Origin of the sequence: Mangrovibacterium marinum (assembly GCF_003046625.1) — a bacterium.
In the GTDB taxonomy this organism is placed as follows: Bacteria; Bacteroidota; Bacteroidia; order Bacteroidales; family Prolixibacteraceae; genus Mangrovibacterium; species Mangrovibacterium marinum.
The window spans coordinates 76782-94568 of record NZ_QAAD01000017.1; the positions used below are offsets into that span (position 1 = coordinate 76782).

Consider the following 17787-nt stretch of genomic DNA (forward strand, 5'->3'; position numbering starts at 1 on the left):
TCTTTTATTTGCCAGCTAATGGCTTGTGTTTAATTTCATCAATCGTTTCCTTCGGAGCCAATACCTGATGAGCTTTCTCAACTACAATTTCATCATTCAGGGTGAAGGTTGCGGTTCGCAAAATATTTTTACAGGAAGTCCCGATTTGAATTGTATAAGTTCCCGGTTCGGCGACCCAAGCTGTGCGTTCTTCATCGAACGATGCCAGATCTGAGGCTTTCAATACAAATTGGATATCCTGAGATTTTCCAGCTTCAAGCAACTCTGTTTTGACAAAAGCCTTCAGTTCACTTTCGGGTTTATCCATTGTTTTCCCGGGAGCCGTCAGGTACAGCTGCACCACTTCTTTACCAGCCAGTTCTCCGTTATTTTTAAGCTTCACGTTTAGGCTAATCTCATCATCAAAGGTGTTGGAGCTAAGTTTCATCTTTTTAAGCTCGAAACTGGTATATGACAGTCCAAAGCCAAACTCATAGGCCACCGGAACGTCGAAGCTGTTGTAGTAGCGGTAGCCAACATAAATACCTTCATTATAAATGGTTTCCTCCGGGCGTTCAGTGGGTGTTCCCGGGAAATGCCCGGCAGATGGGACATCCGTGTAGTGCATCGGGAAACTTGCTGTTAAATGCCCCGACGGGTTGGTTTTTCCGCTAATGACATCTGCGATTGCATGCCCGGCTTCCTGTCCCGGCTGCCAGGCCAGTAAAATGCCATCCACCCAATCGCGCCATTTCGTCACATCAACAACAGCATCAATATTCAACACAACAATTACTTTCTTTCCTTTGGCATGAAATGCTTTAGCAGTGCCCTCAATTAATTCTAATTCAAGTGAATTAAAGTAATAGTCTGTTTCTGCACATCTATCACTATTTTCTCCGGCATTTCTTCCTATTGTAATTAATGCAATATCATTTTGGTCAGCTAAAAGCTCTAATTCGGAAGTCTTCAGATGCATTTCATCCACCGGTTTTATCACATCCAAAACAGACTGTCTTTTCGGGCGCGCTGCATTCTCCTTTGAAACATAATATTCATACTTCTTCTCTAAATCTTTATCTAATACCTTACCGGCATCTTCTAGTCCCTGAAAAAGTGAAATCGTATAAGCTTTGTAAACTTCACCGCTTCCGGTGCCGCCAACAAACAAATCATAAGAAGCATTCCCCAACAGGGCTATTTTTTTGCTTTTGATAGGTAGGGCATTCGCTTCGTTTTTAAGCAGAACCATACCTTCGGCTCCAGCCTGACGGGCAACTGCGGCATGGACTTTTAAACCGGGCTTGTTTGAATACTGATAATTTCTGAAAGCAGGCGATTTCAAAACCACATTCAATATTTTCTCCACATTCCGATCTAGTGCTGCCTCTGTCAATTCTTTATCCTCCAGGGCCGATTTAATTTTTCGCGCCTCCATGGTTCTACCCGGCATCAGCAAATCATTTCCGGCTGCAACCTGTGCCGGATAATCACGCCCGGCAAACCAGTCGGTCATAACCAAGCCTTTAAATCCCCACTCGTCTCGTAAAATAGTGGTCAGCAAGTCGTAATTTTCAGACGCAAAGGTGCCGTTTACCTTGTTGTAGGACGACATGACGGTCCACGGATTGGCTTCTTTAACGGCAATCTCAAAAGGCTTCAGATAAATCTCGCGTAAAGCTCTTTCACTCAACACAGCATCTACACCATTGCGGTTCGATTCCTGGTCGTTAACAGCAAAGTGCTTGATGGAGGTTCCGACGCCATTCGATTGGATTCCGTTGACCATTGCAGCTGCCATTTTACCAGTCAGCAGCGGATCCTCCGAATAATATTCAAAATTGCGTCCCCCCAGAGGGTTGCGCTGCATGTTCATTCCCGGCGCCAATAACACGTCCACGCCGTATTCCAATACTTCATTTCCCATTGCCTGCCCCACTTGCTGCACAAGATGTGTATTCCAGCTTGAAGCCAGAGCAGTGGCGATCGGAAAGGCTGTTGCATAGTATTTATTGCAATCATCATAACGAACCGAATCGATTCGCAGGCCCGCCGGTCCATCAGCCAGGATCATCGCCGGGATGCCCAAATGAGGGATGGCGTGGGTGCTACCGGCTGCACCGGGAACTTTTCCGTCGATATCTCCGGCAACCGTTCCCTGTTCATTCGGAGCGGTATATTTCATTCCGGTGCCTCTTATGAGATCAATTTTCTCTTGGGTTGTCATGGCGGCAATCACCTCCTTTACCGGAGCTTTCCCCAACTGCGGCAAACCAACATCCTGCGCCGCAACAAGTTTACTAAGCAATATTACGCTCAAAAAGAGCATTCTTTTCATCTTCATTTCTCTCATTTTATTGTTTAAAAACCTGCACCGGGCCCATAAGTCCCTGGCTCATTAATTCCTGTTCCTTGTAATTTTTGTATTCCCGGACTCCCCTGTTTGCTTTTCCAATAAATCCGTTCAGCAAGGTTGGCGTTACGGTCACCTTAATTTCGTTCTGCCCCTTTTTCAGATAATCGGATATTTTAAAGTTGAAGGGTGCATAAATGCGGCTGCCTGCTTTTCTTCCGTTGATCTCCAGGTCGGCGCTGAAATACACTTTCCCCAGGTCGATATAATAGTCTGCTTTCGGATCGTACTGATCAAGCTCGAAGCTCGTAGTGTAGGTCGCTTCCGACAGTTGATATTTCATTTGATCGTTGTTCTTCCAATCAAACAGGCTACTGTTTTCAATGACCACCGAATCGCAAGTCACGGTCCACTTATCAATGGTTAACAACTTCGTTGTATTGGTTTCCGAAAATTCATCAGCCTTCTTTTTTGCAGCGCCGTCGATGCCGTTTTCGCTGGCATACAGAAATACGGTACTCAGCGGGGGCAACAAGTACTCAACGGTATTTTGCTTCACCAAAGCCTGAATTATGCTACCATCTTCGGCATTTAACCAGGCCGCTTTTTTAAATTTCCGATCCAGCTTCAGTTCGATGTGCTGCCATTCGCTGCTGGTATTCCATAAAAACTGGGCTACCGTTCCATCGTCCATCACCCGGCGAATTTGCCGGATAAAAGGGTACTTACCCGTATTCGCAATTGGCAAGGCAATGCCTGAACACCAGTCTTCAATTTCGTTACTGTGCTGAATGTGTTTAACCGAAGTTCCGGAAAGAGCTTGTTGAATGGCCTGTGCTGTAAGCTTATCATTCGCCTGATAATTCAGATAACTCGGTTGCTTCTGCGGCAGATCACCAACGACTAATAGGTCGGCTCCCTTATCGGCTATATCGCGGATATGTTCAGCACTTTTCAGTTGGATATAAGGTAAATCGAATAGCACCAATGACTGGTAGCAATTTCCACGAACGTTCAGTTGGTTATTGTTATCCAAGGTGATTTCCTGCAACGAATTGTCGTTCACCCAGTCCCAGGTAATTCCACGGGCGTTTAATTCATTGATCAGCGGCCAGATTTTATCGAGCCATTCGGTATTGATGTGCGGACTGTATGACGAAGTTACATTCTCGGCAGGCAAAGCCGGCTCCACATCTTTCATGTAACCATTTAATAAAATTTCATTCGGGTTGGCGCTGTGCTCACTGTAGTTCAGGAAAGGATAGTAAATCAGCACATCGGCCTGTGGCTTCCCGCTGCGAAGCACATATTGAGCCCGTTGAGCGTAGCTGTTAATGTCTTTCATGTACTTCCAAAACGGATTGCTTTCATTCAAATCCGACGAAAAGTTAATCGGCACATAGGCATTCATAAACGGATACCATCCTTCTTCGGGATAGGCACCCGGAAAATAGCGGTAGGCCGTTCCGTGCCAGACCACGTGGTTCACACCAGCGCTGAACACTTTATCGAGGGTAATTTTCAGTTTCTGCGGAGTTGTCATGTATCCCCGATTGATATATACCGCAGACTCGCATGAGATTAACGGGCGGTTATATAGATGTGCTCCGGAAGTAATCAATTTATAAGCGCCTTCCGAGCCTTTGTTAAATTGCATGGTTTCAACTTCGGGAATGGCAATTCTGCCAGCCACCGCCATATTGTCAATATTCAAGCCGTAGGGTTGACTGCGGTGCAAAAGACCGCGTTCTTCAGTCCAGTTCCCGGCAGCATCCAGAAACTGTTTTCCAATCACATCACTCAGCGTCAGATCATAATCGTAGCGCAAGCGCCAATCATCGTCGCCAAACGAAAACTCCGGTTGCTGAGCTGGATTCTCCATGCGGTAGTACATGTTGTTGTAACCATACCAAACATTGGCAGGCAGGTACGGTGTAATATCGTAGCCCCGGTTCTTTTTAAAGGTTGAGATAAAATCATCCGAAAAATGCCGGTCGGCTTTAAATTCGTAGCTGTCGTCGAAAACAGCGCGAAATGGCTGTCCGAAATAAGCTTGCAAACCGGTTCGTTCGCCAAAAAAATACTCGTAATTCTTAAATACTTTTGTTGAATCGAAGTGGTTCATCACAAAACCGGCATCACGCTTGGCAATCAGCATCGGTTTTTCCATCGAGGCAACCGACCAAAAGGCGATCGCTTTCCATCCTTTTTCCTTCGCAGAATAATGGAAAGTTGTGTCAACTACTTGTGCAGTAATATCAACAACCGACTTGGGATCGAGCAAAAAGGTGGGATTGACAGCCGACGTGTCCTGCAGTACTTTGGCAGCCAACAGGGCAACCAGTCTGGCACCAAGGCGATCTCCGCGTTCTGCACGGGGAAGCGGGTAAACGTTGTCAGCTCCGGGCAACAGGTCCGTCATCCCGTATTCCAGTGTCAGGTTATTATCTTCTTCCGACAAATGCGGTCCACCGGCAGGCCATCCGCTTCCATCGGTCATATCCACGGTCAGGCCGCGCTTTTGGGCTTCCTCCATCACCCGGATCAGGTTTTCATAATAAGCAGGCGTGTCGTAGGTCATAATCCGGTCGCCCCTGCCCTTTCCTTTGGCGGGCATCACCAGGGCGAATGCCTGAATTTCGACTCCGCCGATGTTGTTGTCGGCAAACAAGTTTATTTCTCTCACCAGCTCGTCCTGCTCAACATCGTTACCCGGCCACCACCAGCGCGTAAAAGGCGCATAGTGCAAGGATGGCTTTTCAAAATTGGCGAAATCCAAATCATACGGATTAAACCAGCTTTTTTCACCGGTAGTTTGAGCAAATGTATGCGTGAAGAATAATAGGGTCAGGGTGATTGGCAAAAACAGCAGTCGGAATCTTTTCATTTTTTGGTTTAATTAATTTAAAACAAGGAAGAAAAACATCGGTCGCCCTCGCCCGAATGAGCAGCGGGAAACCGATGAAATAAGCTTACTCTTTCACTTTTGTGCCTTCAACATCGAACATGTCATTCATGCTACCCACTACGGCATCATCACCATCTTTATCCAGGTACATTGGCACATCCCAGCCACCTCCAAGGAATCTCACATACAGTGTCTCTTTTTCAATTTCAACTTTTGTAAACTCATTGGGTTCTTCACCGTTTTCGCCACCAAGCCAACCGGCAAGCTTACCGTCTTTCTTTTCAATCATCATCAACATCTTGGCATCGCCTTGCGGTAAACCATAAACATCCAATTTCCATTTCCCAATAAAGAAATCTTCCGCTGGTGTGTTTGCTACAACTGATTTTTCTGGCGTTGCTGCACTTTCCTGTGCATTAACCTGAAACGCGAGTGCTCCAACCAACACGACAACCATTACCAATACTTTTTCTAATCGTTTCATAAGTCTTACTTTTTATTGTGAATACTATAATTAAAAGGAATAGAGCCACCGAGGGTTCCGGCAGTGCAGAACTCCCGGCGACTCAATATTTACGAATTAAAATTTGAAGTTTGCAGTTAATTCAAATGTTCTGGGGCGAATACCACTGGCTACAATTTTACGCCCGATATAACTTGACGCATCGGTAATTTGGTCACCTCCAACCAAAGCACCTTTCACCCCGCGCTGATTCAGGAAGTTCACAACCTGGAACTTCAAGGTAACATTACGACTCACGTTGTAATCAACACCGCCGAAATTCTCCCACCAGCCGTTGTAAAAAATGGTATTAGTTTTATTGGCCTGTTGCTCTCCAAAGTACCGGAAACTTGCCCAAAGACGAACATCACGGTTAAACAAGAAGTAGCTGCCATCAATCTCGGCCAACACTTTCGACAGGTCCGGAATTACCTTGTTGCTGTAATCGTAGTTTTGGACACTGTTGTTGAAATGCGTGCTATAAGCGTAGTTTTTATATTTCGGATTTTGCAAGGTAAACAACAGGTGTAAATTGAAATTTTTGAAGGGCTCGGAGATAATATCCGTGCTCCATCCCATGGTCTCGATATCGTAGAAAATTGGATAGACTCGCTCTGATTCACCGGCAGCATTCGTAATCGTTTCTTCTGCGATATTATTCTGTTTTTTAATCCGGGTTATTTTCGACACAAGGCTAAACAGCTTCCCGTGGTTCCAGTAAATACCACCACCGAAATTGGTAACAACTAAGTTTTTGTCTTTGGCTATGTTTTCTGCTCCATCATCACCCCTTTCCCAATAACGATTGTACCAGGAATTATAGGTTGCATCGCCCAAAAGCCCAAACTCGTTCGTTAGTTTCACAACCGCATTGCCAATAAATACCCGGTTGTATTTGTTTTTAAATTTTTCGGTATACAAACGATCCTGCACAAACTCATTTGGGTAAATATTTCTTGTCACCTCATCATTCTCATGCTCAATTCGGGCTCCCAAACCAAAATTAAAACGCTTACCAACAGAAAAATCGTCCGAAAAATACAAAGCTGTTTTACTATAGGTATTGTCGCTATAAGTTCCGGCAACAGCTAGACCTCCGTTTGTGGGGTTGGTTACCGGATAATAACTTGTTCCCATACCGTAGGCACTCAAATCCATGGCGTAAATACGGTTCAACAAACGAGGATTTGGCTCCACTGTTTGATAATATACGGCACTATTATAAATAATTGGGGCACTGTAATACTGGTAGGTAAACCCGCCACGAAGATCGTGATTCTTGAATTTTTTAGACAATTCGGCCCGCGCTGTAAATGTTTTTATATCAACCTGTGGATAATACTGCGTAGAAACCAGCTGAACTGAACCATCATAAGCCTCACCGGTATATCCATAAGCACCAGTTGTACCATCAACGCTCCCTTGCGTACCATAGATCGTATACAGTTCGGTCGCATCACGATCGGATGCTTCCGAGATATTAATACTTAGCGGATACTGGAGTGTTAGTGCCGCTTTTGATTGCATATACATGGTAGAGTAGGTTAGTTTCATTTTATTTTTAAAACGATGCTCGCCGTTAAAATAAAATGCGTCAGTCAGGTTTCGGGAAGCGTCATCACTGGTTATGTCTCCCATTTTTGCCTCGCCGGTATTATAGTCAAAGTATGGGAACAAGCCACTTCCCAGAATATAGGAATCCTGCCCTAACCGGAATCCGTCAACTTCTTCTGTTTCACCATTTCCTTTATACACAAAGGGCGAGTAACCTCCCATCACGTAAGGTTTTACATCGGCATGCTTATACAAAAAGGCAAAACTACCGCTCTTATATCGCTTGTTGATACCAGCTTTAATAAAAGTCGCTTCTTCTGTATAAGTTGTATACTTCAGATTAGCTCCCGATCCGCGTTCAAAGTTTTGGTATCCGCTTAAGGTATATCCCCATCCCTTCTTGCCTATCGGACCTGAAACGTTTGCATCGTACCGCACGGTTCCGTAATTTGTGGTATAAACTGATGCATAGCCCTTAAACTTGCGGCCTGCCTGGCGGTCAGTCGATGTTACCATATATCCAACCTTACCAAAAGTCAGTGCTCCCTCCTGGAAGGACATTAAGCCAATCGGGCCAATGCTATTATCGTATCGCCATGCAGTTGTTGGCATTTGTGTCCAAAAGGAATACACAACCGGGAGATCGTTTTCCAAAATAAGAATATCTCCCTGAAAGGGAAGGCCAATGTTTAATTGACGGGGCATTGTAGCACTTTCAGCACTTAACATCACATTGCGGTTATTTTCTTCTTTCTTACTGATAACCACCGTTGAATCTGCTGTTTCAGCTGAATTACTCTCGTGGCTACGGGCAACTACTGGCAGCCCCATGGCCAATAGACCAGCCAGAATTACAACTCGATTCATTTGAATCTTCAAAAACGTCATTCTCATAAAATCAGGTTTAAGTTTGAATTAGAATTTCCTATTCCGTAATTTTTACGCAATATTAATCATCCAATTGCACTATTCCGTAATTTTTACGTATTAAATGTCGAATTCCTGCCGTACAACATATTTCCCGGCTTCGCCTAATTCTTATTACTTTAATAAACGACAGGTCTCTCTGCCCTCTTTAAATTCCACTATACCGTCCACTTAGCAACCATCCTTCATTTTTACGCTAACGGCTAATCAATAGACTTACACGAAATAAGCCGTCCTTCTTAATCGATCGTTAAAATGCCTTTGAGCTGGATAGCGAACAAAAAACACAGATGATTCCGGGGAATCTCCAACAGGGATGAGAGACTGCTGTTGAATTGTTGATTGGGGCTGCTCTCTTTCTTCGACTCACGACTCACGACTCACGACTCACGACTGGATATTGAAATGTTGAATTATTGAACCGCTGATTGGGGATACTTCGAAACAACAAATACCTTCGCACCTCGGCGTCTTGGCGTTCATCGACTTTTACCGAAAACAGACAGGTTTCGACAAAATAAGTCTTTGCGCTAGGTTGAAGCTGAACCGATATTCAAAGGCGTCCCCGATGCGGTTGAAAACCACATCACCCGAAGAGACTTTTACAAAAAAATAGTAACATGCATCCTAATACGTTATAATTACGGAATAAATATTTACCTTTGGCTACTTCAAGGCTTAACAAGCCAGCATTTATGAAACGAGCATGTTGCTTCGCACTCAAATACCAATAGAAATAGTTCTCAGCAACATCCGAGTTTCCTGTCTACCAACAAGCAGACAGCAGATGAACAGAAATCAATTTATTGACGGATGAAAATTGAAATAAAAGATTTAATACAGGACGGCCCCAAGTACGTATTGCCAAACATATCGGTCGACAGCGTCATTTTTGGCTACCACGAAAAAGAGCTAAAAGTGTTATTACAGCGTCCTCAGGGAATCAGCAAATGGATGCTTCCGGGAGGTTACGTACACCGGGATGAAACCATCAAGCAAGCGGCAGAACGAGTCGTTAAAAACAGAACTGGGCTGGACAGACTCTTTTTAAATCAATTCCAATCCTTCGGAACTCCAACAAGAACCAAAGACTCTGAGTTGACTCCAGCGCTATTTGCTGAAATCAACCAAATGGAGCTGGATGAAAACCATTGGATGTTCGACTATTTTGTCTCCATCGGGTTTTACTCACTAACCGAATTTTCAAAGGTTGTTCCCAGTGGCGAGTTTTACCTCGAAGAATGTACCTGGTGGAATATTGGGGATCTGCCAAGCTTACTTTACGACCACCAAGAGATAATTGAAGCAGCCTTAAAGGCCCTTCGCTTGCACATCTACCATTATCCGATCGGTTACGAGCTACTTCCTGAGAAATTTACCCTTCCGGAAATCCATTCCTTATACGAAACAATTCTCGATAAAACATTCGACAGCCGAAATTTCGGAAAGAAACTCATCGCGACCGGCATCATCAAAAAATTGGATGAAAGACGAAATATTGGAGCACATCGCGCTCCCTTCCTTTATGTCTTCGACATGGAAAACTACAATCAAGCGCTGGAAAACGGCTATGCTCTTTTTGTTTAGAACCTAACACTGCATTTTCATTATCCTGACGTGCTGCGGCAACGATAAAAACCGAAGAAGTTTGGCCCCTAAGGCAAGCACAGCTGGAACGGCTGTCCTGCTATCCGCCACAAGGTTTACACAACCAGGCACGAAATGCGATTATCTTTGTACTTGCCTTAAGACGATGTTCAACAAAACAAGACAGCCCCTCGGGGCACAAAGCGTATCCGAACAAGCCCTTCACAAATCTGCAACTTGATTGGGCTCGCTGCTGAAACGGCCGAAACAATTGAACCGAACTTCACCAGTTGCGCCCACAACGCCTCCACTTCAACGCTTTCCCCGCACTAACTTCGATCTCCTATTTTCAAACTTCAAACGCGATTTTTTCCGCTTCGCGCACTTTTTCAGGCTATCGCTTGCCGCGCGCGTTAGTTTTGGCCGTAAAATGATTAATGTTCAAAACTATGAGAAAAATTTTTATTGGATTAAGCCTGTTACTGAGCGGCTCACTGGCCCTGAGTTCATGCAGTGAAAAAAAACAGACCGAAGCCAGCCCACGATATGTGAAGGTTACCAATGTCGGTTCTGCCAGCAAAGTTGAAAGCTATTCATTCAGCGGCCAAATTCACGAGAAAAACGAGATCAACCTGGCCTTTAAGGTAGGCGGGCAACTTGAAAAACTCCTGGTAAACGAAGGTGACTATGTAGCTAAAGGCCAACTAATAGCCGAGGTCGACTCGCGCGACTACCTGGTTCGCCTGGATGCCGCCAAAGCCCAATACATGCAAGCCAAGAGCGAATACGAACGCTACCAACAGCTATACGACCGCAAAAAATTGCCCGTGAACACACTCGATAAACTGAAGGCTGCCTATCTGGCAACCAAAAGCAACTTCGATGCTGCCCAAAACGCCGTGAACGACACGCAGCTAAAAGCTCCGTTCAGCGGCTATGTCTTTCAGCGCACCGTGGCAAACTACGATAACATTGCGCCCGGGCAAACCATTGTTACGGTAATTGATGTCAGCAGCCTGGAAGTTCGCTTCAACATCTCGGGTAACCTGCTGAGAGCGGTTCAGCATGCCGACAGTATCCGTTGCGATTTTTCGGTTGAAGGCTTCAACAATGTGCCGGCAAAACTATTGGCCATCAACCAAAAGGCCAACACAACCGACCAATACGAGGTCCGCGCACAGCTGCAGGCCCAGTCGCTCCACCTGAAACCGGGTATGACGGCAAAAATTCGGGTCACCGATCACCTGGAAAGTGCCCAACCCATGACCGTGCCGGTTGGCGCCGTGTTTTATAAAGCCAATCAGCCCCGGGTATGGACTGTTGACCAAAGTAACATGAAAGTAAAAAGCACGCCTGTAAAACTGGGCAACCTGCGCGAAAACGGACAGATTGAAGTGCTTAACGGAATTTCGGACAAAGAGCCGGTTGTTATTGCCGGGGTAAACAGTTTAGTCGAAAACCAAGAAGTGAAAATCCTAAATCTCTAACGACGAATTACCATCATGCTTCAGAAAATACTCTCGCAAAAAGCGATGCTCAGCTTCGTGTTTTTTGCGCTCATTATCGGGGGAATCCTTTCATTCGACAGCTTGCCCAAACTCGAAGATCCGGAGATTCCGGTAAAAGCCGCCGCCATCATGACGGCCTATCCCGGGGCCAGTGCCGAAGAAGTTGAAAAAGAAGTAACTGATGTGCTGGAAAAAGCACTTCAACGACTGGAAAACATCGACTACATCGACTCCAGATCTCTTCCGGGGATGTCGCAAATCACCGTAAACATTAAAACAGGCACCAAGACCAAAGATTTACCCCAGCTGTGGGATCACCTTCGCCGAAAAATACACGATGCGGAAGGCGACTTGCCACAAGGGGCATACAGCCCGGTTATTAATGATGATTTCGGCGATGTCTCCGGAATATTCCTGGCCATCACAAACGATGGTTACGACCCCATCGAGTTTCGCCGGATTGTTGAAAATGCCAAGCAACAACTGCTGACCGTCAAAGGGGTAAAACGGATCGAAGAATTTGGGGCAACACAGCAAGTTGTCAACATTAAGTTCGATAACGATTATTTCGCCACCTTCGGCATTAATCCGGGAATGATCTTTCAATTTTTCAACGACCAGGGCAAACTGGTCAACCCCGGAACGGTGAAAGCCGGCGACGAGCGGATCCGCATCAATATTGGTAACAAATTTCAAAGCCTGGATGAAATCCGCAATTTCGAAGTAAAACTTCCTAACGGAAACCGCTATCGTTTGGGCGACATTGCCACCGTAACCAAAGAGGATCAGGATCCTTACTATACCAAGCTCAAATACAACGGCAAGGAAGCAATGAGCCTGGCCCTGTCGATGGAAAAAGGCGGAAATATCATGAAGCTTGGCGAGGCCGTTGAAGCCGAGCTGGCACAAATACAAAAACAACTCCCCGTTGGGATCGACGTTCATCCCATTTTCTACCAACACGACAAGGTCGATGAATCGATCAACAATTTTGTGGTAAACCTGATTGAATCGGTATTGATTGTGATCGTAGTTCTGCTGCTTGCCATGGGTTTACGGGCCGGCCTGTTGATTGCCAGCGGTTTGCTTTTCACCATTCTGGCAACGTTTATCGGGATGAACATTTTTGGCGTGGAACTGCACCGCGTGTCCCTGGCAGCTATCATTATTGCCATGGGGATGCTGGTGGATAATGCCATCGTTGTGGCCGACGGGATCTTAGTGGACATGAGCCGCGGCATGGAGCGCTCCAAGGCCTTCATCAACGCCGCCATCAAATCGGCCGTTCCCTTGCTGGGCGCCACGCTGGTGGCCATTCTGGCCTTTATGCCTCTGGCGTTTAACACCACCGGGGCCGGCGAATTTCTGCGTCCGCTCTTCTATGTGCTGGCCATCTCGCTCTTCGTCAGTTGGATTCTGGCCATGATCCAAACGCCCTTCATGGCGCAGTATTTTTACCGGGAAAAGAAAAAGAAACCGGGCGAGCAAAAAGAAGCCATGTCCGGAAGTTTTTACCGCTTCTCCAAACAAACCATCCAATATGCCCTTTGGCACAAAACACTGGTAACCATCACCGTTGCAATCATCTTGGTTCTCTCATTCTGGGCCTTCGGATTTGCAAAAATGGATTTCTTCCCTACGGCAACCTCCGACCAGTTTATTCTGGAATACCGACTGCCACAGGGAAAAGATATCACAACGGTTGAACACGACCTGGACGAAATTTACAAGCATATCAGCCAATGGGACGAAATTAACTATGTGGTGACATCGCTCGGGGCAACACCTGCGCGCTATACCCTGATGCGTCCGATGAACTCGCTGAGCTCCTGCTACGGTGAATTGATTGTCGCCCTGAAAGACAAAGAATTTGATTTCGAAATCCGCGACCGCTTGCAGCATTATGTCAGCGAAAACTACCCACAGGCCGAAGCCCGCGTGCGCACTTACCAAGCCATTGGCGGTGACTATAAAATTGAAGTCAAATTCGCCGGACCCGATCCTGAAGTGCTTCGCCAATTGGCCGATCAGGCACAAAGCATTATGCGCGCTAACCCTCACTCTGCATTTGTCACCAACGACTGGCGTAACCGCGAGAAGGTGCTCAGTCCGGTTTACTCGCAGGAAAAGGCCCGCGGCTTGATGATCAATCGCAGCGACGTAGCCAACGCCCTGGCTATAGCCACTACAGGAACACCTGTTGGTGTTTTTCACGATGGCGAATACCAAATTCCGGTGATGCTCCGACTGAAAAAGACCTTGAATGACGACATCAGCTTATTACCAACCATTCCTGTCTGGTCAAGCAATTCGCAAACCAGTGTCAACCTCTCTCAGCTCACCGATTCCATTACAATGATCGGGGACAACTCCATCATCCGCCGATACGACGGACAACGGGCCATCCGAGCGCAGTGCGACGCTGCCGCGGGCTATACGGCAACTGAGGTACTAAATGAGATTAAACCGGCAATCGATCAAATTGAATTACCCCAAGGATATACCATTGAATGGTTGGGTGAAGTGAAAACGAGCAAGGAAGCCAACGACGGGCTAGCCGAGAATTTTCCGCTGGCCATGCTTTTGATGATCATCATCGTTATTGGCTTGTTCAATAACTTCCGCCAGCCCGTGATCATCTTCCTGATTATGCCACTCGCCTTCATCGGGGTAATTATTGGCGTTCTGGTAACCAACACCCCATTCGGCTTTTTCTCCATTGTCGGCACCCTCGGGCTAATGGGGATGATGATTAAAAATGCAGTGGTTCTGCTCGACGAAATCAACATTCAGATTGGAGAAGGAAAAGACCAGCTGCAAGCCATTGTCGACTCCACCGTCTCGCGTGTGCGCCCGGTGATGATGGCCTCGCTGACCACCATACTGGGGATGTTCCCGCTGCTGTGGGACGAAATGTTTAAAACCATGGCCGTAGTCATCATGTTCGGGCTGCTGGTTGGAACACTCATCACCCTGCTGGTTGTACCAGTACTGTATGCGATGTTTTATAAGATAAATACCAGACAATTACATCCTGTTCAGAAGTAAGTGAACAACAGAAAACCAACAATTAAACAAGGCACACAATCGCGCAACACAAGCGATTGTGTGCATCTTTAACGCGTAAAAAGATGAAACATTATATTTTACTTTTCCTGCTTCTGGCAGGTGGTCAACTTCAGGCGCAGCGGGTACTCCGGTTAGACGAGTGCCGCAATATGGCACTTGAATACAACAAAAACCTGAAAAAAGCAGCCCTGGATAAGCAAAAAGCCGTAGCCGGGCAAAAAGAAGCCCGAACTGCTTACATGCCTGCTATCGACGCCAGCGGAACTGCCACCTTCATGCCGACGCTGGATGCTATTGAAATTCCGGGGTTCCATCTGCCGGCAGCCGATGCCGACGGAAATATTACCGGCGACAGCGAAGCCTACTTTCCGGGACTATCGCTGGATACCGAGCGTCTTCGTCTTTACCAGGCACAACTGGCCATGACGGTTCCGATTTACGCCGGGAGCCAAATCAGATATGCCAACAAGATGGCCGACCACGGAGTTTCCATTGCCGAACAGGCCTACGCCCTGGAGAGCGACCAGGTGATTCAAACCACCGACGAAGCTTACTGGCAAATTATATCGCTTCGCGAAAACCTGAAGGTTGCCCACAGCTACGTCGCCATGCTCGACAGCCTGGAAGGTCAGCTATCGGACATGTACGAGTTGGGGCTGGCTCCGAAAAGTGAGCAACTCAAAGTTACCGTGCAAAAAAACGATGCAGAGCTGGCTCTGCTGAAAGCAAACAACGGCCTGAAAATCCTGAAAATGCACCTGTGCCAAATCATCGGTCTGCCGTTGGATACCGATGTGGAGCTGCCGCTTGAGTTCAAGCAGGATGTCGAACTGCCGGATATGACCAATGCATGGACCATTGCCAGTCAAAACCGCAAGGAGTTGCAGATTATGGAAGACCAACTGGCCATAGCAGGCTACCAGAAAAAAACGACAGCTGCACAATACCGCCCCACCGTTGGCGCACAGATTTCTTATGGCTATATCGACATTCCAAACTTCAACGAAGGACAATGGAACACCACCATTGCCGGGCAAGTCTCAGTTCCGGTATTTCACTGGGGCGAGAAAAAACATAAACTAACCAGTGCGCAAATGGACCTGGAAAAAGCGCAGCTTGATCTGGAGAATTCACGGGAGATGATCCAACTGGAAGTGCAACAGCTCGTTGTACAGGTACAGGAAAGTTACGAGACAATCCTGCTGCAACAAAAGGCCTGCACCGAAGCCACCGAAAGCCTGGAGGAGGTAAAAGCCAGCTACGATGCCGGACTGAATTCGACCACCGACTTGCTGAACGCACAAGCTTCGTGGCAACAAGCCCAGGCCAATTTAATTGAAGCGCTGACAGCATACGAAATTGCACAAACAGCCTATCAAAAAGGAATTGGTATGTTGAATGTCAATAAAGGAGAAAGATAAAAGGGGTATAAATTAACGGACAGATTGGAATTTCAGGTCTGTCCGCTTAAATTTAGAGCACGCAATTTTAAATGATGAATAAACCCACTCTTCCTGTCCACTTTTGGATCCGCCTGGCAATTGAAGTGCTGCTGGGTAGCCTGTTAAACATCCTGGTTTGGGAGCTACTGTTACTGAATGCCCCCTACTCGCCAAGCGGCTTTTTCTTTATGATCGGGATGTTTGTCTTCGTCAGCGAAGGGATCTTCGTATGCGACTGGCTTCTGAATACCAAACTTCCCTGGCATAGCCACACCCGCCAACGGGTGATCGGCCTGGTGCTTTTCACAATAATATGGGTCATTGTTGCCAAAAAACTATCGAACCTGCTACTTCCTTTCATCAAAGACGATCGGGTACCCATTGATCCCGGCCAGTACAATCTGGCAATCATGTTGGGCATCCTGGTGATCATCATCTATGTGATTGGGCTGATCGCTTATAATTACCACAAAACACTAAGTGCGTTTACGGCTGAAAACCAACACCTGAAACAAGAACAACTTGAGCTGAACTACCGCTCTCTTCAAGATAAACTAAACCCGCATTTCCTGTTTAACAACCTCAGTACCCTGATTGCCATCATCCGCCAGGATAAAAATACCGCAATCACCTTCACCGAAAACCTGTCGGATGTGTACCGCTATGTGTTGTTAAAAAAAGACGACACCCTGGTGCCGGTTCAGGAAGAAATCACCTTCATTGAAACTTACATAGCGCTGCACCGCGAGCGGCTGGGCGAGGCATTGAACTTTACCGCGGAGGATATTCCTCCCCATTATTTCATACCACCGCTAAGCCTCCAACTGTTGATTGAAAACGCCATTAAGCACAATATTGCCAGCAGTCAGTCGCCCTTGCACCTTAAAATTTACAGCTCTGGGGATTATCTTTGTGTCGAAAACAACCTTCAACTGAAACAATCGTCTTACTCGACGCAAACAGGCTTGGGTAACCTGATTAAACGCTACCGTTTTTTGACCGACAAGCAGGTAAAGGTGATTGAAGATGACGATCGCTTTATTGTGAAAATCCCATTATTGCAAAAAGAAAGTCTATTCCGACCATGATTAAAAAGCACTTTATAATTGTTGAAGATGAAGTTAGAAGCGGAGAAATGCTTCGCGATCTTTTTCTGGACTTGCGCCCCGAATGGAAAATGCTGGCTCATCTGAAATCCATTGAAGAAACAATCGCCTGGTTTCAGAACAACCCGCAGCCCGACCTGGTATTTATGGACATTGAACTGGCCGATGGAAATTGTTTCAGTATTTTCAACACCATCACCATTACCGGCGCCATTATTTTCACCACCGCGTACAGCGAATTTGCCCTCAAGGCTTTCGAACAAAACAGCATCGACTACCTGCTGAAACCCATCAAAGAAAAAGAACTGGGACGGGCAATCTGCAAGTTCGAGCAGATCTTGGATGCCATCCAGGAGCAATCGGAAGCGGTATTCGATTATCAACACCTGGCTAAACTGCTGACAGCGCCAACAGTTTACCGGCAACGCTTTATCATCTCGAAACGGGAATCCTTCTATAAGCTCGATGTGAAAGACATCGCCTATCTCTATTTCGATAACCGCATCACCTTTGCCGTCACCTTCAGCAACGAGCACCATATTATCTCTCAATCGCTCGACAAAACAGAGCAGGAACTTGATCCGGCCTTATTCTTCCGGGCCAACCGTCAAACCATTATTCATATTGAAGCTGTCGACCATTTCGAAAGCTATTTTGGGGGTAAGCTTGTCGTAAAACTGACGAACCCTGCGGCCGAAAAAGTGATCATCAGCCAAGCCAAAGCCGCAGCCTTTAAAAGCTGGCTGAACAGTTGAAAGATCAATCGGAAAAGTTGTGGGGAATAAATAAAAAGATGAGCTTTGTGTTTTAATGCAAATAGAAGGATGAAGACACAAAACGAGCAATACAGCA

Annotated in this window: 10 protein-coding genes; 6 read left to right on the plus strand and 4 right to left on the minus strand. The window is 46.3% G+C overall.

All coding sequences use genetic code 11. From position 1 onward, the window contains the following. Positions 1–4 precede the first annotated feature (4 nt). From C8N47_RS14525 to C8N47_RS14540, 4 genes are all read right to left on the minus strand, one after another. Positions 5–2323 carry a glycoside hydrolase family 3 N-terminal domain-containing protein gene (locus tag C8N47_RS14525; RefSeq protein WP_245915723.1) on the minus strand — a complete coding sequence of 773 codons (2319 nt, stop codon included), beginning with the start codon at positions 2321–2323 and terminating at the stop codon, positions 5–7. Positions 2324–2333: 10 nt separating this feature from the next. After that, entirely contained in the window at positions 2334–5219 is a 2886-nt protein-coding gene (locus tag C8N47_RS14530) for a glycosyl hydrolase (protein WP_107823293.1), read from the minus strand. Between the two features lie 85 nt (positions 5220–5304). Next, a complete protein-coding gene (locus tag C8N47_RS14535; RefSeq protein WP_107823294.1) occupies positions 5305–5724 on the minus strand; it encodes a hypothetical protein in 420 nt (139 codons plus the stop codon). A 96-nt stretch (positions 5725–5820) separates the two neighbouring features. Continuing rightward, on the minus strand, positions 5821–8163 hold the full coding sequence (locus tag C8N47_RS14540; protein ID WP_170111406.1) for a porin family protein: 2343 nt from the start codon (positions 8161–8163) through the stop codon (positions 5821–5823). Positions 8164–9036: 873 nt separating this feature from the next. On the opposite strand from C8N47_RS14540, the gene C8N47_RS14545 reads away from it, so the two are divergent. From C8N47_RS14545 to C8N47_RS14570, 6 genes are all read left to right on the plus strand, one after another. Then, positions 9037–9810, plus strand: a complete 774-nt coding sequence (locus C8N47_RS14545; RefSeq protein WP_107823296.1) for an NUDIX hydrolase — start codon at positions 9037–9039, stop codon at positions 9808–9810. Positions 9811–10259: 449 nt separating this feature from the next. Beyond that, the gene (locus tag C8N47_RS14550; RefSeq protein ID WP_170111407.1) at positions 10260–11297 is read left to right on the plus strand and encodes an efflux RND transporter periplasmic adaptor subunit; all 1038 of its coding nucleotides are present in this window, start codon (positions 10260–10262) and stop codon (positions 11295–11297) included. A 15-nt stretch (positions 11298–11312) separates the two neighbouring features. Beyond that, the gene (locus C8N47_RS14555; protein ID WP_107823298.1) at positions 11313–14366 is read left to right on the plus strand and encodes an efflux RND transporter permease subunit; all 3054 of its coding nucleotides are present in this window, start codon (positions 11313–11315) and stop codon (positions 14364–14366) included. Positions 14367–14449: 83 nt separating this feature from the next. Further along, positions 14450–15808 carry a TolC family protein gene (locus tag C8N47_RS14560; RefSeq protein WP_107823299.1) on the plus strand — a complete coding sequence of 453 codons (1359 nt, stop codon included), beginning with the start codon at positions 14450–14452 and terminating at the stop codon, positions 15806–15808. 74 nt (positions 15809–15882) lie between these two features. Further along, a complete protein-coding gene (locus C8N47_RS14565; protein ID WP_170111408.1) occupies positions 15883–16917 on the plus strand; it encodes a sensor histidine kinase in 1035 nt (344 codons plus the stop codon). Beyond that, the gene (locus C8N47_RS14570) at positions 16914–17690 is read left to right on the plus strand and encodes a LytR/AlgR family response regulator transcription factor (protein ID WP_107823301.1); all 777 of its coding nucleotides are present in this window, start codon (positions 16914–16916) and stop codon (positions 17688–17690) included. The genes C8N47_RS14565 and C8N47_RS14570 overlap by 4 nt, the downstream gene beginning before the upstream one ends. Positions 17691–17787 lie beyond the last annotated feature (97 nt).

Bases quoted from the DNA above. Each gene is read 5' to 3' on its own strand.
- C8N47_RS14525 (WP_245915723.1), bottom strand. From the start codon at position 2,323: ATGAAGATGAAAAGAATGCTCTTTTTGAGCGTAATATTGCTTAGTAAA.
- C8N47_RS14530 (WP_107823293.1), bottom strand. From the start codon at position 5,219: ATGAAAAGATTCCGACTGCTGTTTTTGCCAATCACCCTGACCCTATTA.
- C8N47_RS14535 (WP_107823294.1), bottom strand. From the start codon at position 5,724: ATGAAACGATTAGAAAAAGTATTGGTAATGGTTGTCGTGTTGGTTGGA.
- C8N47_RS14540 (WP_170111406.1), bottom strand. From the start codon at position 8,163: ATGAATCGAGTTGTAATTCTGGCTGGTCTATTGGCCATGGGGCTGCCA.
- C8N47_RS14545 (WP_107823296.1), top strand. From the start codon at position 9,037: ATGAAAATTGAAATAAAAGATTTAATACAGGACGGCCCCAAGTACGTA.
- C8N47_RS14550 (WP_170111407.1), top strand. From the start codon at position 10,260: ATGAGAAAAATTTTTATTGGATTAAGCCTGTTACTGAGCGGCTCACTG.
- C8N47_RS14555 (WP_107823298.1), top strand. From the start codon at position 11,313: ATGCTTCAGAAAATACTCTCGCAAAAAGCGATGCTCAGCTTCGTGTTT.
- C8N47_RS14560 (WP_107823299.1), top strand. From the start codon at position 14,450: ATGAAACATTATATTTTACTTTTCCTGCTTCTGGCAGGTGGTCAACTT.
- C8N47_RS14565 (WP_170111408.1), top strand. From the start codon at position 15,883: ATGAATAAACCCACTCTTCCTGTCCACTTTTGGATCCGCCTGGCAATT.
- C8N47_RS14570 (WP_107823301.1), top strand. From the start codon at position 16,914: ATGATTAAAAAGCACTTTATAATTGTTGAAGATGAAGTTAGAAGCGGA.